The sequence below is a fragment of the Vibrio sp. 10N.286.48.C11 genome (assembly GCF_041469805.1).
In the GTDB taxonomy this organism is placed as follows: Bacteria; Pseudomonadota; Gammaproteobacteria; order Enterobacterales; family Vibrionaceae; genus Vibrio; species Vibrio crassostreae_C.
Genome location: NZ_JBFRLK010000025.1, coordinates 36,304 through 60,780 on the forward strand (window position 1 = coordinate 36,304; position 24,477 = coordinate 60,780).

The 24,477-nt window shown below is 44.7% G+C and carries 19 protein-coding genes; 12 read left to right on the top strand and 7 right to left on the bottom strand.

The window, feature by feature from the left end; all coding sequences use genetic code 11:
• The first annotated feature begins 103 nt into the window (after positions 1-103).
• Complete coding sequence (locus AB4209_RS08365; RefSeq protein ID WP_017060954.1) at positions 104-757, top strand: MBL fold metallo-hydrolase; 654 nt, start codon at positions 104-106, stop codon at positions 755-757.
• 111 nt (positions 758-868) lie between these two features.
• Here the strand turns inward: AB4209_RS08365 and AB4209_RS08370 are convergent, their stop codons facing one another.
• Positions 869-1,669: a DUF2982 domain-containing protein gene (locus AB4209_RS08370; protein WP_017060955.1), complete on the bottom strand. Its 801-nt coding sequence runs from the start codon at positions 1,667-1,669 to the stop codon at positions 869-871.
• A 220-nt stretch (positions 1,670-1,889) separates the two neighbouring features.
• On the opposite strand from AB4209_RS08370, the gene AB4209_RS08375 reads away from it, so the two are divergent.
• From AB4209_RS08375 to AB4209_RS08415, 9 genes are all read left to right on the top strand, one after another.
• Positions 1,890-2,282, top strand: a complete 393-nt coding sequence (locus tag AB4209_RS08375) for a hypothetical protein (protein WP_017060956.1) — start codon at positions 1,890-1,892, stop codon at positions 2,280-2,282.
• A 553-nt stretch (positions 2,283-2,835) separates the two neighbouring features.
• Complete coding sequence (locus tag AB4209_RS08380; RefSeq protein ID WP_017060957.1) at positions 2,836-3,930, top strand: TRAP transporter substrate-binding protein; 1,095 nt, start codon at positions 2,836-2,838, stop codon at positions 3,928-3,930.
• Positions 3,931-4,127: 197 nt separating this feature from the next.
• Positions 4,128-4,673 carry a TRAP transporter small permease subunit gene (locus AB4209_RS08385; protein WP_017060958.1) on the top strand — a complete coding sequence of 182 codons (546 nt, stop codon included), beginning with the start codon at positions 4,128-4,130 and terminating at the stop codon, positions 4,671-4,673.
• 9 nt (positions 4,674-4,682) lie between these two features.
• Positions 4,683-5,966 (top strand): TRAP transporter large permease subunit, encoded by a 1,284-nt coding sequence (locus AB4209_RS08390; protein ID WP_029235146.1) that lies wholly within the window; start codon positions 4,683-4,685, stop codon positions 5,964-5,966.
• A 104-nt stretch (positions 5,967-6,070) separates the two neighbouring features.
• On the top strand, positions 6,071-7,426 hold the full coding sequence (locus AB4209_RS08395) for a cache domain-containing protein (protein ID WP_372055522.1): 1,356 nt from the start codon (positions 6,071-6,073) through the stop codon (positions 7,424-7,426).
• On the top strand, positions 7,419-8,057 hold the full coding sequence (locus AB4209_RS08400) for a response regulator (protein ID WP_372055524.1): 639 nt from the start codon (positions 7,419-7,421) through the stop codon (positions 8,055-8,057). Before AB4209_RS08395 ends, AB4209_RS08400 begins: the two co-directional genes overlap by 8 nt.
• A gap of 169 nt (positions 8,058-8,226) precedes the next feature.
• Positions 8,227-9,825 (top strand): BCCT family transporter, encoded by a 1,599-nt coding sequence (locus AB4209_RS08405; RefSeq protein WP_017066829.1) that lies wholly within the window; start codon positions 8,227-8,229, stop codon positions 9,823-9,825.
• Positions 9,826-10,096: 271 nt separating this feature from the next.
• Positions 10,097-11,668 (top strand): BCCT family transporter, encoded by a 1,572-nt coding sequence (locus AB4209_RS08410; protein ID WP_372055526.1) that lies wholly within the window; start codon positions 10,097-10,099, stop codon positions 11,666-11,668.
• A gap of 322 nt (positions 11,669-11,990) precedes the next feature.
• A complete protein-coding gene (locus tag AB4209_RS08415; RefSeq protein WP_372055528.1) occupies positions 11,991-13,874 on the top strand; it encodes a methyl-accepting chemotaxis protein in 1,884 nt (627 codons plus the stop codon).
• Positions 13,875-13,945: 71 nt separating this feature from the next.
• Here AB4209_RS08415 and azu read toward each other — a convergent pair whose 3' ends face one another.
• From azu to AB4209_RS08440, 5 genes are all read right to left on the bottom strand, one after another.
• A complete protein-coding gene (gene azu / locus AB4209_RS08420) occupies positions 13,946-14,398 on the bottom strand; it encodes an azurin (RefSeq protein WP_372055530.1) in 453 nt (150 codons plus the stop codon).
• Positions 14,399-14,672: 274 nt separating this feature from the next.
• Positions 14,673-16,394 (bottom strand): heme ABC transporter ATP-binding protein/permease CydC, encoded by a 1,722-nt coding sequence (cydC, locus tag AB4209_RS08425; RefSeq protein WP_102398217.1) that lies wholly within the window; start codon positions 16,392-16,394, stop codon positions 14,673-14,675.
• Positions 16,387-18,171, bottom strand: a complete 1,785-nt coding sequence (gene cydD / locus AB4209_RS08430) for a heme ABC transporter permease/ATP-binding protein CydD (RefSeq protein ID WP_017059751.1) — start codon at positions 18,169-18,171, stop codon at positions 16,387-16,389. The genes cydC and cydD overlap by 8 nt, the downstream gene beginning before the upstream one ends.
• 161 nt (positions 18,172-18,332) lie before the next feature.
• Entirely contained in the window at positions 18,333-19,292 is a 960-nt protein-coding gene (gene trxB, locus AB4209_RS08435) for a thioredoxin-disulfide reductase (RefSeq protein ID WP_008223323.1), read from the bottom strand.
• A gap of 535 nt (positions 19,293-19,827) precedes the next feature.
• Positions 19,828-20,874, bottom strand: coding sequence for a S1C family serine protease (locus AB4209_RS08440; protein WP_372055533.1), 1,047 nt, complete (start codon positions 20,872-20,874; stop codon positions 19,828-19,830).
• Positions 20,875-21,680: 806 nt separating this feature from the next.
• Between AB4209_RS08440 and AB4209_RS08445 the strand changes: the two genes are divergently transcribed.
• Positions 21,681-22,337: a 2OG-Fe dioxygenase family protein gene (locus tag AB4209_RS08445; protein ID WP_372055535.1), complete on the top strand. Its 657-nt coding sequence runs from the start codon at positions 21,681-21,683 to the stop codon at positions 22,335-22,337.
• A complete protein-coding gene (locus AB4209_RS08450; RefSeq protein WP_372055537.1) occupies positions 22,321-23,556 on the top strand; it encodes a cysteine desulfurase-like protein in 1,236 nt (411 codons plus the stop codon). The genes AB4209_RS08445 and AB4209_RS08450 overlap by 17 nt, the downstream gene beginning before the upstream one ends.
• A gap of 67 nt (positions 23,557-23,623) precedes the next feature.
• Here the strand turns inward: AB4209_RS08450 and AB4209_RS08455 are convergent, their stop codons facing one another.
• Positions 23,624-24,385, bottom strand: a complete 762-nt coding sequence (locus AB4209_RS08455; protein ID WP_198596249.1) for an IS5 family transposase — start codon at positions 24,383-24,385, stop codon at positions 23,624-23,626.
• Positions 24,386-24,477: the final 92 nt, after the last annotated feature.

Below are 24,477 nucleotides of genomic sequence, written 5' to 3' on the forward strand. Positions count from 1 at the left end.
TGCTGCTCAGTTTGTTGCTGTTTAGTTTGTTATTGTTGGGTTTGTTGCCAATAACATAGCGATATTCGAGTTGTTCACCAGATTCGCTCTTTAAGGTTTGTATATGTCTCTTAAGTATCAAGTTGTACCTGTTACCTCTTTTTCTCAGAACTGCTCGATTGTGTGGTGTGATGAAACCATGGAAGGCATCGTTGTCGATCCGGGCGGTGATGTTCAACAACTCGCGGCTATCATTGAAGAACTCGGTGTTAAGGTTGTGAACTTGGTACTGACGCACGGTCACTTAGATCATGTTGGCGGTACGGTACCACTTGCTGAGATCTTGAAGGTTGAAATTGTGGGCCCGCATAAGGCAGACAACTTCTGGCTACAAGGTCTAGAGAATCAAAGTCAGATGTTTGGTTTCCCACTGTGTAAAGCTTTTGAACCAAACACTTGGTTAGAAGAGGGCGACAAAGTCACTTTTGGTAATCAAGTGATTGATGTGATTCACACGCCGGGCCACACGCCAGGTCACGTTGTATTGTTCAGTGAGCAAGCTCGTTTAGCGTTTGTGGGTGATGTGTTGTTTAACGGCGCAATTGGCCGTACTGACTTCCCACAAGGTGACTTCAATACGCTTATCGCTTCAATCAAGACTAAGCTTTGGCCACTAGGCAGTGACGTAACATTCGTTCCGGGCCATGGTCCTGAATCGACATTCGGTCGCGAGCGTGCATCAAACCCGTTCGTCGCAGATGAAATGCCTCTGTACTAATTAAATCTTTGATTTTCCAACCGATTATTTGTGTCGATTGATTGAAAATGAAGCTTAGCTTTTGTCCTGAAAGCTAAGCTTTTTTATTGTGTGTGAACTTACTGGTAAACCTTAATCAGAAAGACGTTCAGCGGCAGCCAAGTAGCGTCGAGCCAGCCCCACAAACTCTTCTCCACTCATATTCAAATCATGGGTTGATATGAAAATGTCATAACCGTGGAAGCCCCTTTGATATTTCATTCTGTTGGCAAGCATCGCCTGCAATCCAGAATAGTTTTTAATCACCGCGTTTGGACTGTTTGTCTCATTCGGTGAATCAAGGTTGTCCTGTGATTGGTTATCGTTGAAATTTACGTTGTCGGTATTCTGCGACTCTTTGTATTGGCTTAGTTCGACACAGCCACTTTCAGTACAACGCGCATGGTAATGCGATGAGTCGAGAACCATATCCTCAAAGTTGGACTCTTTGCCTGCTTGTTTGGCTCCTAAGTACAAAAGTGCTCGTTGGCTGAGCAATAATTCACAAGTTATTTTAGGGCAAATCGAATCGAGGTAGGGCGAGTAATCTTTTACTTTAATTCCGACCCAGGGCAGAGGTTGATGCCAACCATCTTGTTCATAAGTGCAAAGACCAATTTTTTGGATGTTACTCCATTTTAAAACCCAACCCCCTTTGTAAAAGTGCTGCTGAAAATGAGTCGGGGTAAGTGTGAACATCACTCGGCTGCGCAGCATCAAATAGTAGCCAGTTCCCAGAAGCGCAATACTGCAAAAAGCACCCACGATCAGTAACTTTGGATTGTCACTGTAGAGCGAAACGATCAAGCAAATGAAGCCTAAAATAATGGCGAGGATACGGTACGAGCGAGTGAATGAAGGCAAAGAGAAATTACTAAGGTGACGAGTGTCCATAGGTAACACCAAGTTTTCATATTTTTGTCTGGATGGATAACCAGTGTATATGACCCTGAATTGATAAGTCGATGTTTAAATAATAGACGCTAGTAGACAATATCGGTATTTTTCGTCGACTTTCGACGCTTCACTCTACAAATAGCTCCTGTTTTTTGGTATAAATCGCGCTTCAAATTTTCACCACTGCGAAAAGAGCAGTGAACTGGAGAAATATTCAATGAGACTTGCTCATAAGCGTAAGGTGCAGGCTAAACTGCAGAAACGCACTAAAGCGGCTGTAGTTAAAGCAGTGGCAACGCCGAAAAAAGCGAAGCCTGTCGCAGAGAAAGTTGTAGCAGAAAAAACTGTAGCAGCAAAACCAGCGGTAGAGAAAGCAGTAGCAGCAACTAAAGAAGTTGCAGTAGCACTGACTCCTAAGCAACAACAAGTTCTAGACATCGTTGTTAGCAATGCTGAAGGCATTAACCCTAAAGGTATCGGCCTAGAAGCTGGTCAAGAAGACGCGAAAGCAGCTTCATGGGCAACAGGCGCATTGAAAAAACTTCTTGAAGAAAACCTAGTAGCGAAAGAGCAGCTAGCAGGTAACAAGGTTATCTACAAAGCTATCTAATCCTGTGGGATTACATTCGCTTCGTTAAGTTTTTAAGCCTCGATTTTCGAGGCTTTTTTGTATCTGGCACATTATGCCAAGTCCGAGCCCTAATCCAAGCCTAAACCTAGGCTCTATAATCTCAATTCCAATTCGATATACGGCTTAACTGATTAGTGTTGTCTCGTGTCAGAGCTTCGAATCAGCAAGCACTAAATTAGGGCGTTAGCTAGGTAGATCAAGAGAGCAAAGCCTTGATTTTTTCCCCTAAAATACAGCAATGAATAGAGCTTCATCACGAAATGGCAATCAATTGTTAAGAGTATTTAATTATTAATACTTAGGTATTTATCAATACGCATTGCCTTGGTGAATATCCAAACTCCTTTGAAATCGACACTATTCAATCATCTCCTACGTAGTTCTACTTAATCCTTTGGTCTAATACGTAACTTTGTTAACGCCATGCGTGCGTGCTCTCCCTGATATCTTGTTGCCTCATCACGGTGCACTCTTATGTTGAATCATAAAAAATGCTCATAGAAAGAGTGTTAACCCAACAAAGGACGTGAACATGAGTCTCATTTCTAACTCCCTCACACGAGTTTTTAAAAACGTTGCAGTAACTGCTGCGGCTTGTTTAGCTTTGGTCGCTACTGGTGCTACAGCCGCTGATAAGGTTTACCGTTTAAAACTTGCGGAAACTTGGGGACCAAACTTCCCAGTTTTCGGTGATGCAACCAAAAACATGGCGGCGATGGCTGAGAAGATGTCGAATGGTCGACTGCAAATCAGAATCGATTCAGCAAACAAACACAAAGCACCTCTTGGCGTTTTTGACATGGTTAAGTCTGGTCAATACGACATGGGTCACTCAGGCTCTTACTACTGGAAAGGTAAAGTTCCAAACACTCTTTACTTCACTTCTATGCCTTTCGGTATGACGCCAGCAGAACAATACGCGTGGTTCTATCACGGTGGTGGTATGGAGTTAATGGAGCAGGTTTACTCTCCACATAACTTGATGTCTTTCCCTGGTGGTAACACGGATATCCAGATGGGGGGTTGGTTTCAAAAAGAGATCAACAGCGTTGAAGATCTACAAGGTCTGAAAATGCGAATCCCGGGCTTTGCAGGCGAGATTCTTGCTGAGCTAGGTGCTAAACCGACGAACATTGCCCCAGGTGAACTTTACACGTCTCTAGAGCGTCGCACGATTGATGCACTAGAGTGGGTAGGTCCATCGCTGGATTTACGAATGGGCTTCCACAAAATCGCGCCTTACTACTACACAGGTTGGCACGAGCCGGGTTCAGAGCTTCAATTCCTAGTGAACAAGCGTACATGGAACAAGCTGCCTGAAGACCTACAAGAAATCTTACGTGTTGCAATGCGTACTGCGGCTTACGACATGTACACACAAGCAACGCACGAAAGTGGTAAGAACTGGGTTTCAATGAAGACAGAATACCCAGATGTACAAGTGAAAGATTTCCCACCAGAGGTTATGTCTGCTCTGAAAGAAGCGAACGATCGCCTACTGGCTGCACATGCTGAGAAAGATGAGCTAGCAAAAGAGATTCAAGCTTCACAAGCAAGCTACCTAGAGCAAGTACGTTCATGGACGGATATTTCACATAGAGCTTATCTAAATAGCCAAGCGAAATAATCGACAGTTGTTGAACTGAATCTAAATGAACCCGAAGCTTTTCTTATTGAGTATTTAAGAGTGAATAAGCCGAGGGTTCATTTAAAACATAATAACTAAGCAGGATAAATCCTGTATTACGCTCAAGAACCTTTTCTACGTCCTACAGCTCGTTACCTCAGCTGCGCGATGTCTTTTCAAATTCCATGGAGTCGGGAATGCGAAGTCTAATTTATATTGAACGCCTGTTTAATCGTATCGGTGACGCACTGGGATGGCTTTCCAGTATGTTGTTTATTTTACTTATCGCCAACGTCGTGTATGACGTTGTCATGAGATATGCCTTCAACGATGTCTCTATCGCCTTCCAAGAGATGGAATGGCACCTTTTCTCCGCCGTTTTCCTACTCGGTGTTCCTTATGCCATCAAGGCTGGTGGCCATGTTCGAGTTGACGTGTTCTATGAGCAACTGAGCTTTAAAGCACAAGCGATTATTGACCTGCTTGGCACGCTTATCTTTCTACTTCCGTTTTGCCTGCTGGTGGCTTGGTTTGGTATCGATGTTGCCAAAGAGAGTTATGAACTGGGTGAAACCTCAGGCGATCCCGGTGGCCTGCCGTATCGCTGGATCATCAAAGCTATGATCCCGCTGTCATTCTTTTTGATGGCACTCAGTGGCGTAGGTTTGATCCTGCATTCACTGAATAAGATTTTTAATCCGCATCTTATCCATGCAAACAATATTCATACAAAAAACAAGTAGAGGCTGAACATGATTGGAATAGTAATGTTTTTCGTAGCCTTGTTTGCGCTTTTACTTGGCTTCCCAGTGGCGTTTACCTTTGGTGGTATCGCGTTAATCTTTGGTGTTTGGGCTGAGGGCATTGAAATGTTTGCCTTCATGCCATATCGAATTCAATCAATCATGGAAAACACGGTGCTGATGGCCGTTCCATTGTTTGTTTTCATGGGGCTTGTTCTACAAAAGACCAAACTTGCTGAGCAGTTGCTTGAGTCTATGGGGCGACTGTTTGGCGGCGTTCGTGGTGGTATCGCGATTTCAACCGTATTAGTAGGTTCACTACTTGCGGCTTCTACTGGCGTGGTTGGTGCTTCTGTTGTTGCTATGGGACTTATCTCCCTACCTGTAATGCTCAAGTACAATTACGACAAAGGCTTAGCCTGCGGCACTATTTGTGCGTCTGGTACGCTAGGGCAGATCATTCCACCCTCCATCGTATTGATTCTATTGGGTGATGTTCTAGGTGTTCCTGTAGGCGATTTGTTCCAAGCGGCGATTTGGCCGGGCGTGATGCTGGTCGGCGCGTACATCGTTTATATCTTGATATACGCAAAGCTACACCCTGAAGCGGCTCAACCTATTGAACGTGATGACTCCATCAGCCGTAAGCAGGAAGTGTTTAATGCACTGAAAGCGATTCTTCCGCCTCTAGCGTTAATCATTGTTGTACTGGGCTCTATCTTCGCAGGTGTTGCTACGCCAACAGAGTCAGCCGCATTAGGTGGCGCGGGTGCGATGATACTTGCACTGCTTTACGGTCAATTTAGTTGGTCGATGGTGTACGAGGCGTCGAAAGAGACGGTGAAAGTAACGGCGATGGTATTTGCTATCTTGTTGGGTGCAACGGCATTCTCAATGGCGTTTACCTACACTGGTGGCGACTATCTGGTTGAAGAGTGGATGCTACAACTGCCAGGTGAAAAATGGGGCTTCCTGATCATTACCATGCTGGTGATTCTGATTCTGGGTTTCTTCATCGACTTCGTAGAGATCTGTTTCATCATCGTGCCGATCATTGCGCCAGTTGCTGAACTGATGGGCATCAACATGACATGGTTCGCTATCCTTATTGCGATGAACCTACAAACTTCCTTCTTAACGCCGCCATTTGGTTTTAGTTTGTTCTATTTAAAAGGCGTAGCACCTAAAGGCGTGACGACTAAGGACATCTACCGAGGTGTGATGCCGTTCATTCTGATTCAAATCCTCGTACTTGGATCACTTCTCGCTTTCCCATCTTTCTATGGAATGTGAGTGAAGCCAAGAATGTGAATGATATGTTTCAACGGCTATCTATAAATTGCTAAAGTAAAACGGCTTATTGATGTTCAGTAAGCCGTTTTTTGTGAGGGAAAGGAATGCCTCTAAAAGCCAAGCTGATTTTGCTGACGTTGCTCCCGTTGCTGCTGGTAACGGCGAGTATTAGTTGGATCTCGCTGCACCAGACTAAGACGTTAGGCGCTAAAGAAGTCGAGATCTTTAGAGACAGCCTAATCAAGTCGCGTGAAAACGCCCTCAAAGACACGGTTGATCTCGCGTTCGACGCCATAGAACACGTCTATAACGATCCAAATATCCAAGAAGCCCAAGCCAAAAAAAAAGTTCGAACCATATTGTCTAAACTTAGATATGGCTCTGATGGGTACTTCTTCGCATACGATCGCCACGGGACCAACTTGGTTCATCCAATTCAGCCAGAATTGATAGGCCAAAACCTACTCCAACTGCAAGATGAAGATGGCGATTTTCTGATAGAGGCTCTGTTAAGAGAAGCGCAAACCGGAGGCGGGTTTCACCAGTATTTGTGGCAAAAGCCTTCGACGGGTGAGGTGGTGTCTAAGCTGAGCTACGCCGCTTGGTTAGAGCGTTGGGACTGGATGATTGGCACCGGCTTGTATATTGAAGACGTACACCAAGAAGTGGCTTCGATGCAGGCTGCGATAAATAAGAATATTGAAACCACGTTCTTTTCGATTGTGGTGATTTTGAGCGTAACGGTCGCGGTCATCATCGTGCTGACCTTGGCTATTAACATGCATGAACATCGGATTGCTGATAACAACTTAAAGGAGCTGGCGCATAAGACGGTGATGTTCCAAGAAGACGAGAAGAAGCATCTAGCGCGTGAGTTGCATGATGGTATTAACCAATTATTAGTGTCGAGTCGTTGCCATTTGGAACTGCTCGGTAATAAGCTACAAAATGAAGACCTTAAAGCACATTTGAATAAGTCGCAGCATTCACTGATGCGAGCGATCGAAGAAGTGAGGCACATCTCGCATCAACTTCGTCCAAGTTCATTGGATGACATAGGCTTAGAAGCGGCATTGTCTTCATTGCTGTTAGATTTTCAGGCGCACTCGGGCATAGAAGTCGAGACCATGTTTGCTACTCAACCTGGTAAGTTAAAATCAGAGGCGGCGACGACCCTATATCGAGTCGTGCAAGAGTCGCTGAATAATATAGAAAAACATGCACAAGCGACCAAAGTAACGGTTATCGCTCAGCAAATTGGTAATGTGTTGCAACTACTGATTCAAGATAACGGTGTCGGTTTCAACACCTATAAAGCGATGGAAAAACGAGGGATCGGGCTGCGTAACATGAGAGAGCGAGTGGAGTTCATCGGTGGTGACTTTGAATTGATGAGTGAGATTGGCCTCGGAACGGAAATTACAGTGTTACTGACACTAGAGGGATTAATGAATGAGTGAAGTTATTCGAGTTGTGATTGCTGATGATCACCAAGTGGTACTGGATGGCTTTATGGCGAGATTGGAACTCGAGCCAGATATTAGCGTGATAGGTACGGCCAGCAATGGACTAGAAGCGGTAGAGGTCGTTAAGTCTCTGCGCCCTGATGTGGTGTTGATGGATATCAGCATGCCTATCATGAATGGCATTGACGCCACCCATCTGATTAAAGAAGAAGACCCAGAAGCCAAGGTACTGATGCTGACCATGCATAACAACCGTGAATACATCATGAAGGTGATGCAGTCGGGTGCTGTCGGTTACATGTTGAAAGAGATTTCGGCTGAAAAAATGGTACAGGCAATCAAAACGGTCAATCAAGGATCGACCTATTTCTGTGAAAAAGTCACGCAGAATTTGTTTACTCAGCCGATTACTCCCACGCCATCTTTCAAGAATCCATTGAGCAGACGTGAAGAGGCTGTGCTGAAATTAGTCGCAAAAGGGGAGAGCAGTAAAGAGGTCGCAAAGGCGCTGAATATCAGCTATCGAACGGTAGAAACCCATAGGCAAAATATTAAGCATAAGCTCGATATTCACTCTACGGCAGAGCTTGCTAAATATGCGGTCAGCTCCGGGCTTGTGGACTGATCTTACGCTAAATAACGTTAAATGTGTAATTTAATTACTAAATGTGTAATTTACGCCTCCTTTATGGAGGTTTTTTTAGTATTTTTGCGACAGGTTGATATTCTTCTTTTCGAAATTTAAGCGCCGAATGCAATGTTGCAAACTGTGCGCTGCAAATTAGAGAGGAAGCATGGAGCCTGTAAAAGATAGGTATAGTATTGAAAATACCGATTATACAGTAGGACAAGATAACGTTCAGAAATGGGGTTTTGATGTTCATAACCCAGTATTTGGAATCAGTGCAGGGGCGATCATTATCTTCCTGTTGGCACTTCTAGTCGCAGATCCTGAAACCGCAAAAGCGGCGCTTGATGGAATCAAATGGAAAGTCATTGGTAACTTCGATGGTTTCTTCATGTGGGCAGCAAACATCTTCGTAATTTTCTGTTTTGCCCTCATTGTCTCCCCGTATGGCAAGATACGTATTGGTGGCAATGATGCCAAAGCAGAGCACTCAAACCTATCTTGGATGTCGATGTTATTCGCCGCAGGAATGGGTATTGGCTTAATGTTCTGGGGTGTTGCTGAGCCAGTAGCTTACTTCACTGGCTGGTATGAAACACCACTAGGTGTTGAAGCTTACTCTCCTGAAGCGGCGAAGTTGGCTCTTGGTGCAACCATCTACAACTGGGGTCTGCACGGTTGGGCGATTTACGCGGTTGTTGCTCTAGCGCTTGCCTTCTTCACCTTCAATAAAGGTTTACCTCTATCAATCCGCTCTATTTTCTACCCTATCTTGGGTGATAGAACTTGGGGTTGGTTTGGTCATATTGTTGATATCGTCGCTGTGCTTGCAACGCTATTTGGCCTTGCAACTTCATTGGGCTTAGGTGCTCAACAAGCAACAAGTGGTATTAACCATGTATTTGGTACCGATGGCGGTATTGGCATGCAGCTGATTGTTATCGCTGTGGTTACTTTCTTAGCGACAATGTCCGTGGTTCGTGGCATCAACGGTGGTGTAAAGCTTCTGAGTAATGTGAACATGCTGGTTGCTTTGGGCTTACTTATCTTCGTTACCATCGCTGGTGGCATGGCGGGTATTAAAGCAATCCCAACCGCGCTAATGGGCTACATTGAAAACTTCATTCCCTTAAGCAATCCTCACGGTCGTGATGACGAAACGTGGATGCAAGGTTGGACGGTATTCTACTGGGCGTGGTGGATGTCTTGGTCACCATTCGTAGGCATGTTCATCGCTCGTATCTCTAAAGGTCGAACGATTCGTGAATTCATCGTTGCTGTATTGTTCATCCCAACGACAGTAATCATCATCTGGATGGCTATTTTCGGTGGCATCGCGATTGATCAAGTGGCGAACAAGGTGGGCGAGATTGGTGTGAATGGTCTGCAAGATATTACACTTTCTCTTTTCCATACTTACGATGCTCTGCCAATGAGCTCTGTGCTTTCAGTGGTATCGATTGGTTTGATTATGGTGTTCTTTATCACCTCTTCTGATTCAGGCTCATTGGTTATCGATAGCATTACCTCTGGCGGTAAAGTGGATGCACCGGTTCCACAACGTGTATTTTGGGCGTTGATGGGCGGCGCGATTGCAGCGGTTCTACTATGGGTTGGTGGTACGGAATCTATTCAAGCACTGCAAGCTGGAACGGTATCGATGGCGCTACCATTTGCCTTCATATTATTGCTTATGTGCCTAAGCTTATTGCTAGGTTTACGAACTGAAAATCAATTGGTTAAGCACCAAAATGCTTTGAGTTAAAAGTATTTTTGATAAAAAGGTCGACAGGGTCGACCTTTTTTTCGTCATAAACTTGAGTAATTACGTGAATATTGTTTGAAATTCCATCGAACCGATTCTAGTTTACTGAAAACAACAAGTTAACCTGCTAAACTTCAGACATCCAAGTATTTGAATTATTGTGACAACAGCTTGTACTACTTGGATCGTAGGTTCGAGTTTGTAATTAAGTCGCAGGTAAGTAAGGAATACGAGGTCAATAGACCCTAATAGAATTCCGTAGAGAGGGATGATGACTAAAGGTATAGATAAATACAGTATCGACAGTACGGATTACACTGTCGGTCAAGATAACGTCCAAAAATGGGGTTTTGATGTTCATAACCCAGTATTTGGTATTAGTGCGGGACTTATCGCTTTGTTCCTGATCGGTGTTCTTATTACAGATACCGCTTCAGCAAAGGCTGCGCTAGATGGCGTTAAAGGCCAGATTATCAATTCGTTTGATTGGCTTTTCATCTGGTCGGGTAATATTTTCGTAATTTTCTGCTTAGGTTTGATTGTTTCTCCGTACGGCAAAATCCGCCTTGGTGGTGTTGATGCGACGGCAGATTACTCATTCTTCTCTTGGCTATCGATGCTGTTTGCCGCAGGTATGGGTATCGGCTTGATGTTCTGGAGTGTGGCAGAGCCAGCAGCTTACTTCACGGGTTGGTTTGAAACTCCGTTAGGTGTTGAACCAAACACACCAGAAGCTGCAAAACTGGCATTGGGCGCAACCATGTATCACTGGGGTCTACACCCTTGGGCGATTTATGGCGTAGTAGCACTGTCACTTGCGTTTTTCTCTTACAACAAGGGATTGCCTCTTTCTATCCGTTCTATCTTTTACCCAATTTTAGGTGATAGAGCTTGGGGCTGGGCAGGTCACATTGTTGATATTCTTGCTGTACTTGCAACGCTATTTGGTCTGGCGACATCGTTAGGTCTTGGTGCACAACAAGCGGCAAGTGGTATTCAGCATGTATTCGGCATTGAAGCGGGCTTAGGTCTGCAAGTTTTTGTGATTACAGCGGTGACTTTATTGGCGGTAGTATCAGTACTTCGTGGTATTGATGGTGGCGTTAAAGTTATCAGTAACATCAACATGTTGGTGGCTTTCCTACTGCTTATCTTAGTGGCTCTAATCGGCTACGCGGTGACTTTAGGTTCTATCCCAACGACATTGATGGCATACATTGAAAACATCATTCCGTTGAGTAACCCTCACGGTCGTGAAGATGAAACGTGGATGCACGGTTGGACTGTATTCTACTGGGCTTGGTGGATCTCATGGTCTCCATTCGTAGGTATGTTTATCGCACGTGTTTCTAAAGGTCGTACCGTTCGTGAGTTCATCACAGCAGTACTGATTGTACCGACTACAGTGACTATCATTTGGATGTCAGTATTCGGTGGCATGGCGATTGACCAAATCGTGAATAACGTTGGTATTCTTGGTCAAGACGGCCTAACAGATGTATCACTAGCAATGTTCCAAATGTTTGATGCACTGCCGTTCGGGACTCTGCTTTCAATCATTGCGGTTGTATTGGTTCTAGTCTTCTTCATTACATCGTCTGACTCAGGCTCTCTAGTAATCGACAGCATCACCGCGGGTGGTAAAGTTGATACGCCTGTGCCTCAACGTGTGTTCTGGGCGTTCCTTGAAGGTGCGATTGCTGTTGCTCTATTGTGGGTTGGTGGTACTGAAGCAGTACAAGCTCTACAAGCGGGTGCAATCTCTACAGCATTGCCATTCACCATCATTCTATTACTGATGTGTGTGAGCTTGCTAATGGGTATGCGTACAGAAAAGCGCTAGGCTTTTAAGCTGAAATCTACTGCAATTTATACGCAGTAGAGTGGTAAATAATATGAAGGCAGAAGAGGAAACTCTTCTGCCTTTTTTGTTTCTTCTTTACCGTGTTTTCTTGTCTCTTTTTAACATGTGAAGTGCGATAAAAATACTAATAACCGTAGAGATAATGCCGCCTTAAATTTGGCGACAAGCCAAGGAATTGACATTAGGTAAGTTTATGGTTTGCTTAAAATTATATTCCGATATTAAATTATAAAATTGCTCGAATTTAATACTGATATTGGGTAGTATGCGCGGGATTTCCCACCACTCGTGAAACTTTGACATGAAACTAACACTAAAGCAGAAGTTGATAGGTGCTAGCCTATCTGCTGTTGTCGTTATGGCTACAGCGTTGACTTGGTTATCAGCAAACCAATTATTTGAACAGACTCGTAATGGCGTATACCTACGAGCTGAAAGCGTATCTGAAGCAGCATCTGAAGGTATTAAAAACTGGATTGATATCCGTACTGATATCGCATCAGCATTTAATGACTTTTCACGAGAGGATGATGTTGTTCCTTTCCTTAGACAAGCTCGTGTAGCGGGTGGCTTTGACGATATCTTTTTAGGTACTCCAGAAGGTGAAATGTACCGTTCACATCCTGAACGTAATCGTGCAGATTACGATCCTCGTCAACGTCCTTGGTACCAAGAAGCAAACGCTGCAGGTAAGCAAATCATTACTACGGCTTACCAAGATGCAATCACCAAAGCACTTCTAGTAACGATCGCAGAACCTGTTCGCCACAACGGCCAACTTGTTGGTGTTGTTGGTGCAGACGTACTGATCGACCAGTTGGTTAACGATGTAATCAGCCTTGATGTTGGTGACAACGCTTACGCAATGCTAATTGATGCCTCTGACGGCACATTCCTAGCACACCCAGATTCAGCACTAAGCTTGAAGCCGGTAAGCCAGCTTTCAAACGATATCTCTATGCCTATCATCGAAAACGCAGTGCGTACGGGTAGCATCGAGATCATCAAAGAGCGCGGCGCAGACAAGCTGCTTTACTTCACGAAGGTGCCTAACACTAACTGGATCTTCGCGGTTCAGATGGACAAAGCAACAGAAGAAGCGAACCACTCAACGCTACTTACTCAGCTGATCATCACTGCTGTCGTTATTACGCTCATCGTAATCGTACTCGTGTCTTGGTTAGTAAGCTTCCTATTCCGCGACCTAAACCGCGTTTCAGCAGCACTTGAAGAAATTGCTTCAGGTGAGGGCGATCTTACTCAACGCCTTGAGCCTAAGAGCGACGACGAAATTGGTCAGCTTGCAGCAAACTTCAACCGCTTTGTGGGTAACATGCACACCATGGTGATCAAGCTAAGCGAAGTATCTGCTGCGCTAGGCAACCAAGCACGTCAAACGGCTTCTCAAGCTGAAGAACGTAGTGCTCGTATCCAAATGCAACAAGACGAGATCAACATGGTAGCAACAGCCGTTAATGAAATGGCTGCAGCAACACAAGAGATCGCAGGTAACGCAGACCACACTGCACAGAACTCATCTGAAGCGGTTGGCGCGTGTGAGCACGGTACTGGTCAAGTGACACAGACTCAAAGCTCTATCCAAAACCTTGCTCAAGAAGTTCAAATCGCAACTAACGTGATTCTCGAGCTTGAAGAGCACGGCAACAGCATCAACGCTATCTTGTCTAACATTCAAGGTATTGCAGAACAAACGAACCTACTTGCACTTAACGCCGCTATTGAAGCAGCACGTGCCGGTGAGCAAGGTCGTGGTTTCGCAGTAGTAGCGGATGAAGTTCGAGTTCTGAGCCAACGTACACACGGTTCAACGCAAGAGATTCAACAAACGATTGAGTTGCTGCAAGGTACAACAGGCAAAGCGGTTAACATCATGAACGATAGCCGTACACTTGCTGAAACCAGTGTTGATGACGCGAACTCAGCGGCTGCAAGCCTAACGCAAATCCATGCTGCTGTTGAACGCATCAGTGACATGGCAACACAGATTGCTTCTGCTGCAGAAGAGCAAGCGTCAGTAACGTCTGAGATTACTCGTAACACTGAAGGAATCCGTGACGTATCTAACGAGCTAGCAGACGAAGCACACCAAGCTGCAGAGCAAGCCGCTCAACTTTCTGAGCTGTCTCACGAGCTAGAAAGCGAAATCAGCCGCTTCAAGCTGTAAGCGAAGCCAATATAACAAAGCCCCGACCTAGGTTGGGGCTTTGATGTATCTGTACAATCTAGACTAACGAGTTATTTAAACTCAAATTTGCCCTTCATGATTGTCCAGTGGCCCGGGAATGAACATAGGAAAGAGTAGTCGCCACCGGCTGTCATTTTCTCTGTGCTGAAAGTGATTGAGGTTGACTCGCCACCACCGATAACACGAGTGAAGGCGTAAACGCGGCTGTCGTCAGGTTTTACGTAGTTATTGTCGATACCTGCCGACATACCATCGATGCCCACTGCTTGTAGCGACGCAGTGTCTGTTATAACGACGTTGTGACCCATTGATTGGGCTGGCATAGAACCAGTATGGTTTAGCGTCAGCTTCACTTCTTTACAGCTCGCTGGAACGCTTAATGTGTCAGTTGAAAATTTCATTTGATCACTAGCATCAATCGATACTTCACATTCCGAGCTCGCTTGAGCGGTAAAGCTAGCACCTACAAGCGCTATCGTTGTTGCGATTAATCGTAAAGACATACACTGTTCTCCATTATTTTAGGGGGAGGTTATTCCATGAGGTTGATCGATACGTATTATCCTAGAAAGATGATCATAGTAATGTGCTACGACTTGAATTATGCGCAACTCGTTGCTTTATAAATGGTAAGTTTTTGTAGGAAAGGGCAAAACTAATCATCGCATGAACAACCGTTTAAGGGGGAATGGTTGCTCGATACTAGAATTACAGACAACAAAAAGCCCGAGCATAAACTCGGGCCTTGAATAGTTTTCTTTATAGCTTAAGGGGAAGCTAGATTGCCTGACGAAGTTGGAAATAACGTCCTTCTTCGTTTAACAGCTTCTCGTGAGAGCCGTTTTCAACAATCTCGCCTTGTTCAATCAGAACGATAGAATCCATCGACTCTAGACCAATCAAACGGTGAGTGATGAAGATAACCGTCTTGCCTTCAAAGTGCTTCTCGAACAGCGTCATGATGCTGTGTTCTGTTTGCTTATCTAAGCCTTCTGTTGGCTCATCGAGAAGCAGGATAGGGGCATCATGAAGAATCGCACGTGCGATGCCAATACGGCGCTTCTCACCACCAGACAGTTGACGACCACCGTCACCTAACCAGCTATCAAGTGCATTATTCTCAAGCAGTTTTTCTAGGCCAACATCTTTAAGGATATTCGCTAAGTGATCATCGGTTGCTTTTGGTCTTGCAATTAACAAGTTGTCACGCAAAGTACCATTTAGAATGTCGACACGTTGGCTTACTACACTGATTGATTCACGAAGCTGTGATTCATTCCACTGAGTCAGTTCAATGCCCGCGATTGAGATGTAACCCTTCTTAGGATCCCAGTAGCGAGTCAAAAGCTGAATCAGTGTTGATTTACCAGAACCCGTTTGACCCACAATCGCAACCTTGTTCGTTGCAGGGATCGTTAGGTCGACAGCGTTCAGAACACTGCGCTCAGAGTCAGGGTAGTTGAACGTCACGTTTGAGAACGTAATATCCAGTGGCTTGTTGATGTCGAGTTTCTCTTCAGCAAACTGAACTTCAGGCTCAGACAGAATAACTTCGTTCAAGCGACGAGCTGAAGACAAAGTTTGACCTAAATGCTGGAATGCACCTGCAATTGGCATTAATAGCTCGAAGCTTGCCATGGTTGCGAATGCCATTAGCGCGATGAACGGGTCTGGTGCATTACCACCCACGCCGTCAGCCGCAAGCCAAAGCATAAGAACCAGCGTCAAACCGTTGAACAGCATTAGCGCTGCTGAAGCCATACCGGTTAGGTTAGCGTTCACAAACTGATTCGCCATCAGCTTGCGTTGCGTTTCTAGAATTGCATTGCGGTAACGCTCTTCAGCACCAAACAGAGTCAGTTCGCTGTAGCCTTCAATCCAATCTAGCGTGGTGACACGAAGATCCGCTTTGTTTTGTGTCAGCTCACCACCGTTACGTTTACCCAGCTTGTAGAACAAGATTGGCCAAACCAACAGCATGATAAGAAGGATAGAACCTAAGATTAAACCTAGTGAGCTATCGAACCACATTAAGAACAGAGTTAGGAAGAAGATCCCGAACACACCCACCGTCACTGGGCTTACTAAGCGCAAGTAAACGTGGTCCATTGCATCGACATCAGCAACCAAACGGTTCAGTAGGTCAGCATCACGAAGGTTTGAAATACGACCTGGGATCAGCGGAGCCAGCTTCTTAAAGAAGAAGATACGCAGATCAGTCAGTAGTTTGAATGTCGCATTGTGGCTCACAACACGCTCACCCCAACGACCCGCTGTTCGGCTCATTGCTAAACCACGTACACCACCACCTGGTAGCATGTAGTTGAAGGTTTCACGTGCAATTGTAAGGCCAGCAACCGCAGAAGCTGAAATAAACCAGCCTGATAGCGTTAACAAGCCGATAGAAGCCGATAGAGTAGCAAAAGCCAATAGCATGCCTAGCGATAGGCCAAACCAATGCTTTTTATAGAGTTTCAGGTAAGGCAGTAAATCACGCATCTAAATTACCCTTATTATCTTGTTGAGCTAAGTTCGCGTTAAGCATCTCTTCGAATAAACCACCCGCAGTCGAAAGCTGAGAGTAATGACCTTGTTCAACAAGACCACCATCGCGCATAACCAGAATGTTATCGACCGATTGAAGCGGGGCAAGTTGGTGCGTCACAAGTAAGGCAGTGCGGCTTTCGATGTTGCTATTGATGCCTTTCATTACCAACTGTTCGCTACGAGTATCTAGGCTGGCAGTGGGTTCATCGAGCAACCAGAACTGACCGTCTTGAATCATTGCGCGAGCTAGAGCCAAACGCTGAGATTGACCCACAGACAGACCGCCAGAGCGATCAGAAATCATATAATCCAAGCCGTGCTCATTTACGAATTCGTTAGCAAAAGACTGCTCAAGTGCATTCTCGACAACTTGGTCAGTGATATCGTGCTTACCTAGAGTGACGTTGTCACGAATTGTGCCGTGCAGTAGCAACGGGTTTTGACCAACCCAACTAATCGTTTTACGCCAAGAGGCTAAGTCTAGGTCACGCAGTTCAATGCCATTGATTTTCAAGCTTCCTTCATAAGGCATGAAACCAAGAATGGCGTTGATCAAACTTGTTTTACCCGCACCACTTGGACCAACTAACGCAGTCGATTGGCGAGTATTCAGTGCAAACGAGATAGGGCCAACCAATTGAACACCTTCAGGGCTTAACACTTTGAGATCTTGAGCTTCAATATTGATGCCTTGAGCCGGATCAAGCTGAGTGTCGCCTGATTTAACCTTAGTGATGTCTGTTTCTAGGAACTCGACAATACTTTCAGCTGCGCCAACCGCTTGTTGCTTCGCGTGGTAGAAAGTACCTAAATCACGCAGAGGTTGGTAAAACTCTGGCGCCAAGATAAGGATAAACAAACCTGCGAATAGCGTAATGCCAACGCCGTAGTGGCCGAAGTTAAGCTCGCCGATGTAAGTGAAACCAAAGTAAACCGCCGTCATCGCAATCGAGATAGACGTGAAGAACTCAAGTACTGCAGACGACAAGAAAGCGATCTTCAATACATCCATGGTGCGCGTTCTGAACACCTCAGATGCACCTTTCAATACTTCTGTTTCAGCGTTTGTGCGGTCAAATAGACGGATGGTTGTCATTGACTGCAAACGGTCGTAAAAGTGTCCAGAAAGACGTTGCAGTGCTTTGAAGTTTTTACGGTTTGCATCGGCTGCTTTCATACCCACAAGTGCCATGAACATTGGTACCAGTGGAGCAGTAATCAAGAAGATCAGTCCTGCTGCCCAGTTTACTGGGAACACCACAACCAAAATAATGAATGGAATCATTACCGACAAAGACATCTGAGGTAAGTAACGAGAGAAGAAGTCTTGCATGTCTTCGACTTGTTCTAGCAACAGGGTTGCCCACGTACCCGCAGGTTTGCCTTTGATGTAAGCAGGGCCTAACTCACGTAACTTATCAAGGATCAGTTGCCTGATGTAGACACGGATCTGTTCACCACAGCGATAACCTGCGATCTCACGTCCCCATGTACAGCCAGCACGGCCAACGACCGATAATGCCAAGCCTGCGAAATGACCAACCAGTTCAGACTTATCGACATTTTCGATGATCAGCTGGTGAAGAATAGAGGCGAGAAGAGCTGCTTGAGCAATTAAAAACACGCTTGAAAGTACGCCAAGGCTAATCGCAATCATAAGCCAGCGTTTCGCTAACTTACTCTGTTGCTTAAGCCACTTGTTCAAGCTGCGTTGTTTTTTCTTATCCATTATGAAGGCTTAATGATAATTATTATTTGTTGAGGGCGGGTAGTATACAAAAGAAAGCCCAGTGGATATACCACTGGGCTTTAGGGATTTACAACAAAATGTGATGACGCCCTGCATCTACTGAGGCGAGAGCACCGATAATCAAATCTGCAATCTCAGATTTACTTATCGTTAAGGCCATCTAGGAAGCGTTCAGCATCCAGTGCAGCCATACAACCTGTACCAGCAGAAGTGATCGCTTGGCGGTAGTTGTGGTCCATAACATCACCCGCAGCGAATACGCCTGGGATGCTTGTTTGTGTCGCGTTACCTTCAAGACCTGACTGAACGATGATGTAGTCATCTTTCATATCTACTTGGCCTTTGAAGATTTCAGTGTTCGGCTGGTGACCAATAGCGATGAACGCGCCCATTACGTCGATATCTTCTGTCTTATCAGACTGAGTATCTTTAATACGAACGCCAGTCACGCCCATGTCGTCGCCTAGAACTTCGTCTAGCGTGCGGTCAGTGTGAAGAACAATGTTGCCGTTCTCTACTTTGTCCATTAAACGCTTCACTAGAATCTTTTCAGCGCGGAACGTGTCACGACGGTGAATCAGGTGAACTTCAGACGCGATGTTAGATAGGTAAAGTGCTTCTTCAACAGCCGTGTTACCACCACCCACAACTGCAACTTTCTGGTTGCGGTAGAAGAAACCATCACACGTTGCACAAGCAGAAACGCCGCGGCCTTTGAATGCTTCTTCAGACTCTAAACCTAGGTACTTAGCCGATGCGCCTGTTGAGATGATCAATGCATCACACGTGTACTCGCCAGAATCGCCTTTAAGACGGAAAGGGCGGTTAGAAAGGTCGACTTCGTTAATGTGGTCGAACAGGATCTCTGTTTCAAAGCGCTCTGCGTGCTCTTTCATGCGATCCATTAGAGCTGGACCCGTTAAACCTTCAGCATCACCCGGCCAGTTTTCCACTTCTGTTGTGGTTGTAAGCTGACCACCTTGCTGCATACCAGTAACCAGAACTGGGTTTAGGTTTGCACGAGCAGCGTAAACTGCAGCTGTATAGCCAGCAGGGCCAGAACCAAGAATCAATAAATTACAGTGCTTTACGTCGCTCATGAGGACTCCGAAATTGAAATTGTTTTTATTTATAATCGCTTAGGATTGTATGGAAAATATGGTGGCAATAAAAGGTTAAACAAGGGCTGAAGTGCAATTAATCGTTATAGTTTAGAACTTAATCGAGACAAACGTTTTCGTGGCTGGAAGAGTCAGTGAGAACTTCCCAAGGTTTAACGTGTGGTGGGGAGGTCAGCACTATCGCTAGTTAGGGGCCTTCAAAAGCTAGTGGAGGAGTGAGCATGTTATAGTGCTCAGAGAGTATGTAGGCTTTGAAGTTTATAATTAAGAGTACAAAAAACACTCGAACTCGAGGGTTCGGGCAACTTTTGGGGTTGGAAAGTCGCTTACAGAAGCGTCTAGCCCTATTGGTTCAGGACAGTTAAACAAAAGTGCTTTAAATACACAAGGCGTAGAGAAAGGCCAACCATAAACCAAACCGATCAGAGCTTTAATTTCGAGTGATAACTTGTGGCCAAAAAGCCGAACTAACTAAGTAGAACGACTCTTTGATATTGACTCTTGGTTATCAAAATTACATGTTGGTTTGATCGTGACCTACCGCTAATTCCGAGGTGATCTTGTCCATCATGTCATAAACTGGACCTTGGACACCCATTGAATCAGCTTCGAGGGATGACTTTAAAACCGTTTCACCGGTATTACTATCAATAAGGTGCAATCTCATATACGACAGATGGTTACCTAGGTCCCAATAATATCTATAAGTAAACTTGGCGATATAAGTTCGCTTCTGGTTTGTTGAATTGCCATTCCAAATTAATGCCGTACTACTGAGAAGCGCCTGAACGCTATCTATTGTTTCTTGTGGTGTCTCAACGCCATTTTGCAACAAAAATCCTGTGGCAATGTTCGGAGATACAGCGAAGTTTAAGCCTTGAGGTAGCGAACCGATTCTATTAGCCATCGCGACTGTATTTGCCGTGCTGACGACTACACCTACCGCTTCAAAGTCGGTATTTGTTACAGGTCCTCCTGAGTTCCCTGGAGAGATCGGGGCCGTAATTTGTATGTTGCTAGTGTTACCATCAAATCCATACAAACTGCTTATATTACCCGTTGTCAGTCTTGCATAATCGCCCAGCATAGAAGAGAGCGGGTAACCCGATACGTAAATACTATTTCCAACTTCAGCTGTAGCGAATTTTATTGATTTCAAATCACCGCTGTCTGCCTTGAGGAGGGCTAGATCATTATGTTCATCAGTAGCAATAACAGTAGCCGGAATGTTCTTACCTGCATAACTGATAGTAATGTCATCTAAATCCTTTATTACATGGTAATTGGTGAGCCATTTGTTTTCAGCCACCAAGAAACCGCTACCAGTGCCTGATTGCGCAAAATGCTTGCCGCCATGACCAAGTTCTGATGAGATTTGTTTATCTTCTAAATACTTCAAGATAACCGGACCAACACCAAGTCGATCCTCAACCGCGTCACTTTCAATCACAACATGAATGTTATTGTTACCTACAGCAGTGTTATCCACAATGGCTACTTGCGATGACACACACCCCATTAAAGACAAAGACACCATACATAACAAAAGTAACTTTTTCACGAACATCTCCAAAACAAAAAAGGGGCAGAATTCTACCATTAACCTCATGGTTGTTTGATTGATCATTCGTTTCAAAATGCTACGAAAAAGCTCGAAGTAGCTAGATAGTGTATTAGAAAAACAACGGGTAGGAATTAGCACATCAGTGCCGGAATCTACATTTTTAAAGCACTTTATTATCAAGCTCTCTAGGTTAACTCAAATACGAGTCTTAACTGATACTAGGAGAACACACCACAAACTGAATTGGAATTGAGAAAGGCGTAACCTCAAAAGAAAGTAATTGTTACTTAAGAGCGGCCGAGTTCCCCCCGAACTCGACCTGTTCCAGACGCGCAAGCAAAGGCGTTTGGTTTCTGGCGTACTCATAAATTAACCAATTTCAGTTTGTTGTGTAAATAATCAATAGCTTGGCAATTGATAGGTAGGTCGTATTTTGCTGTGCAAAAGCATAGAAATAAATGATAGCTAGCGTGGTGCTTGAGTTCATGAAAGGAGGCTGGCGTATTGAAGCAAAAGGGCTGACACAATATGAAACATGGCTCGCCAGTTAATAATATCGTTAAATTTAAATTTGCAGGGATTTATAACTAGCTAGTGGAGTGTGCTAGTTTTAAGAGTTGGTCATCTTTTATTCTGGTGTTATACACTGCTTTTTGATTTCAGGTTGGATTTGGTGTCTGAATTATTAAATCTGACGGGATAAATGATTGTTTAATGTTGATTTGACAAGATCTTCAAGTATCCTTTATGTAAACAAAACGTTAAATATCGAAAGTAAATTAACAATCATTAAGGAGTCGATGATGTTACATGCTCACGAAAATACCCTACATATTACCCACCTCAGTAACCACGCGGTTAAGGAGTTGTCACCTTCATTCTCTAAGCTACCAAGCACAGAGCATGCGGATGGCCAGTTCCGATTGAGAAGGTACTCAGTGGTTCAATTCAGTAATGGACAAGTCGTAGAGCTAGACAAACATAACTTTGTTCAGTCTGAAAACATTAATCACTTTCAAGGTGACGTTGTTCGTCAGTTCGAGCCGATTGAAGCGAATATTCTAAGCAGTGAAGGCATGCAAGAAATGTGTGAACTGTTTATTGAAACCAACGGACTTGAAGACGGGCAAGAAATCGAAATCCATCAAATTCGTATTGCCGCTATTTTTGAAGAGACACAAGTTGCTCCTGAAGGGGTTCACCAAGATGGTTTTGACCACATCGCTTTAATCGGTGTGAACCGACATAACATTGTGGGTGGTGAAATCATGCTGTACCAAGACTCACATGAAGCACCATTCTTTAGAAAGGTGTTAGGCGATGGCGAGGTTGCGATGCTGGCAGACAGTAAGCTTTGGCACAATGCACAACCGATTCGCACCATAGACCACGATGAGATGGGCTATATGGATGTGTTTGTTCTAACAGCTAAGGATGCGCGCAATGTCCTTCACTCTTAATGATGTGCGCCAGCAGTTTAGCGCGCTAGGCCAATACCATAACGGTAAGCCGGTGACCTTTTTTGATGGGCCGGGTGGCTCTCAGGTTCCTGAAAATGTTTTAGCATCCATGACGGAATACCTTGGGCACTTTAATTCAAACCTAGGCGGTCATTACTTTTCTAGCCAGAAGACCACAGGTTTAATGCAGCAAGCGAGAGAAGCGGCACAAGCGCTACTCAATGCTGAGTCTTCTGGCAACGTTGTGTTCGGTGCGAACATGACCTCGCTGACCTTCCAACTTAGCCGAGCGATCAGCCGCGATTGGAAAGAGGGCGATGAAGTTATCGTCACTGCGTTAGACCATTACTCGAATGTATCAAGCTGGCAGCAAGCCGCAGACGACAAAGGCGCGATTGTTCGCCAAGTTCGTGTCGACGAGTCGGATTGCAGCCTAGACATGGCGCACTTTGAGTCGCTGTTAAATGAGAAGACTAAGCTTGTTGCTGTGACGTTTGCTTCGAATACGACAGGCTCGATTGTCGACATGGCGAAAGTTATCGAGCTTGCACATCAGCACGGTGCGCAGGTTTATGTGGATGCTGTGCATTATGCTCCTCATCACTTGATCGATGTTCAACAACTGAATTGCGATTTCTTAGCGTGTTCGGCTTATAAGTTCTTCGGCCCGCATGTAGGTATTGCTTACATTGCACCTCAATGGCTGCATACGTTAAAGCCTTACAAGGTAGAGCCTGCCACTAACATTGGTCCAGGCCGATTTGAAACTGGAACACAAAGTTTCGAAGGCCTAGCGGGTGTGATTGCGGCGGTGGATTACTTAGCGCAGTTTGGTGAGCCAACAGATTCACTGCGTTGTCGTTTAGAGCAAAGCTACGCGCTTTATAACAAGCATGAAAGCCAGCTTAGTGAGTACTTCCTTAAACGCTTGTCTGATCTCGAAGGGGCAAAGCTTTACGGGAAAACAGAGTTTGACTCGAATCTAAGAACGCCAACATTTGCCATCACCTTTGATAATCACTCTCCAGAGTTTATCGCTAAGAAGCTGGGCGAGCATAATATCTGTGTGTGGAATGGACACTTCTATGCATTAGGTTTAGTGAAGCAGTTGGGTATTGAAGAGCTGGGCGTGGTGCGTATTGGTTGTATGCATTACAACTCGATTGAAGAGATCGACTTGCTGTTCAATGTGCTTGAAGGGATCTTGCGAAGCCATTAGCAAGCAGTCACTAGCACTTAATAGCTAAAGAACTAGGGCGTGTTGATCTTTGCTGTACATTTCGCGTTCAACAATACATCGGTAGCCACATTAACATGAATGCCAGCGATAACATGCTGGCATAATTCCTTTCTAGCTTGTCATATCTACTTGAAATAGCTCGATAATGCTTAATTCTCCCAAAGGCATTTTCGACCAAGTGACGATACTTGTATAAACACCAATCCATACTGTCTTTGTCTATATCTTGTCCGTAATTGCGTTTAGCAATTACCGTTTCTCCGCCACGTTCCTTAACAAAAGTACGGAAAGGTTCGCTGTCATATCCTTTATCACAAACGATGGTATTAACTTCATCGAGTTGCTCAACTAAGCTTTCGGCATGCACTATATCGTGGCGTTGTCCCTCTGATAAATCAAAGCAAATCGGCAGGCCACCACTATCTACGGCTAAGTGAATTTTGGTTGAGTTGCCCCCGCGACTTTTTCCTATTTGCTCTGAACTTTCAGTAGCTGCACCTGTACTATGCTGATGTGCTCTAACTATAGAGCCATCAAGAAATACCCATTCAAAATCAGCCATGTTAGATAAACTTTTGAAAAGATTATCTAAAACCCCTTTCTTTGACCAAAGATTAAATCGTCTGTAAACGGTACTCCACTCTCCGAACTCAGAGGGTAGATCTCGCCAAGGAATACCAGTTCTCATTCGATAAAGTATTCCTTCAAATGTCATTCGATGTTCAGTTTTATCGTAAATACGACCTGTACTTTTCATAACTTGGAGTAGCAGTTCCCAGCGAATATCAGTTAGCATTGTTCTTGGCATGGTATTGGTTATGGTTTTACTTTTGGCGAAGCAAATTATAACTCTTTACCATGCTGTTCAAAAAACACTCACGAAAGATCAACACGCCCTAG

Excerpts from the sequence above, each read along its gene's own strand:
- AB4209_RS08395 (WP_372055522.1), top strand. The coding sequence starts at position 6,071 with ATGCCTCTAAAAGCCAAGCTGATTTTGCTGACGTTGCTCCCGTTGCTG.
- cydC (WP_102398217.1), bottom strand. The coding sequence starts at position 16,394 with ATGCGTGATTTACTGCCTTACCTGAAACTCTATAAAAAGCATTGGTTT.
- AB4209_RS08445 (WP_372055535.1), top strand. The coding sequence starts at position 21,681 with ATGTTACATGCTCACGAAAATACCCTACATATTACCCACCTCAGTAAC.
- AB4209_RS08415 (WP_372055528.1), top strand. The coding sequence starts at position 11,991 with ATGAAACTAACACTAAAGCAGAAGTTGATAGGTGCTAGCCTATCTGCT.
- AB4209_RS08410 (WP_372055526.1), top strand. The coding sequence starts at position 10,097 with ATGACTAAAGGTATAGATAAATACAGTATCGACAGTACGGATTACACT.
- AB4209_RS08390 (WP_029235146.1), top strand. The coding sequence starts at position 4,683 with ATGATTGGAATAGTAATGTTTTTCGTAGCCTTGTTTGCGCTTTTACTT.
- azu (WP_372055530.1), bottom strand. The coding sequence starts at position 14,398 with ATGTCTTTACGATTAATCGCAACAACGATAGCGCTTGTAGGTGCTAGC.
- AB4209_RS08450 (WP_372055537.1), top strand. The coding sequence starts at position 22,321 with ATGTCCTTCACTCTTAATGATGTGCGCCAGCAGTTTAGCGCGCTAGGC.
- AB4209_RS08405 (WP_017066829.1), top strand. The coding sequence starts at position 8,227 with ATGGAGCCTGTAAAAGATAGGTATAGTATTGAAAATACCGATTATACA.
- AB4209_RS08455 (WP_198596249.1), bottom strand. The coding sequence starts at position 24,385 with ATGCCAAGAACAATGCTAACTGATATTCGCTGGGAACTGCTACTCCAA.
- AB4209_RS08365 (WP_017060954.1), top strand. The coding sequence starts at position 104 with ATGTCTCTTAAGTATCAAGTTGTACCTGTTACCTCTTTTTCTCAGAAC.
- cydD (WP_017059751.1), bottom strand. The coding sequence starts at position 18,171 with ATGGATAAGAAAAAACAACGCAGCTTGAACAAGTGGCTTAAGCAACAG.
- trxB (WP_008223323.1), bottom strand. The coding sequence starts at position 19,292 with ATGAGCGACGTAAAGCACTGTAATTTATTGATTCTTGGTTCTGGCCCT.
- AB4209_RS08375 (WP_017060956.1), top strand. The coding sequence starts at position 1,890 with ATGAGACTTGCTCATAAGCGTAAGGTGCAGGCTAAACTGCAGAAACGC.
- AB4209_RS08380 (WP_017060957.1), top strand. The coding sequence starts at position 2,836 with ATGAGTCTCATTTCTAACTCCCTCACACGAGTTTTTAAAAACGTTGCA.
- AB4209_RS08370 (WP_017060955.1), bottom strand. The coding sequence starts at position 1,669 with ATGGACACTCGTCACCTTAGTAATTTCTCTTTGCCTTCATTCACTCGC.
- AB4209_RS08385 (WP_017060958.1), top strand. The coding sequence starts at position 4,128 with ATGCGAAGTCTAATTTATATTGAACGCCTGTTTAATCGTATCGGTGAC.
- AB4209_RS08400 (WP_372055524.1), top strand. The coding sequence starts at position 7,419 with ATGAGTGAAGTTATTCGAGTTGTGATTGCTGATGATCACCAAGTGGTA.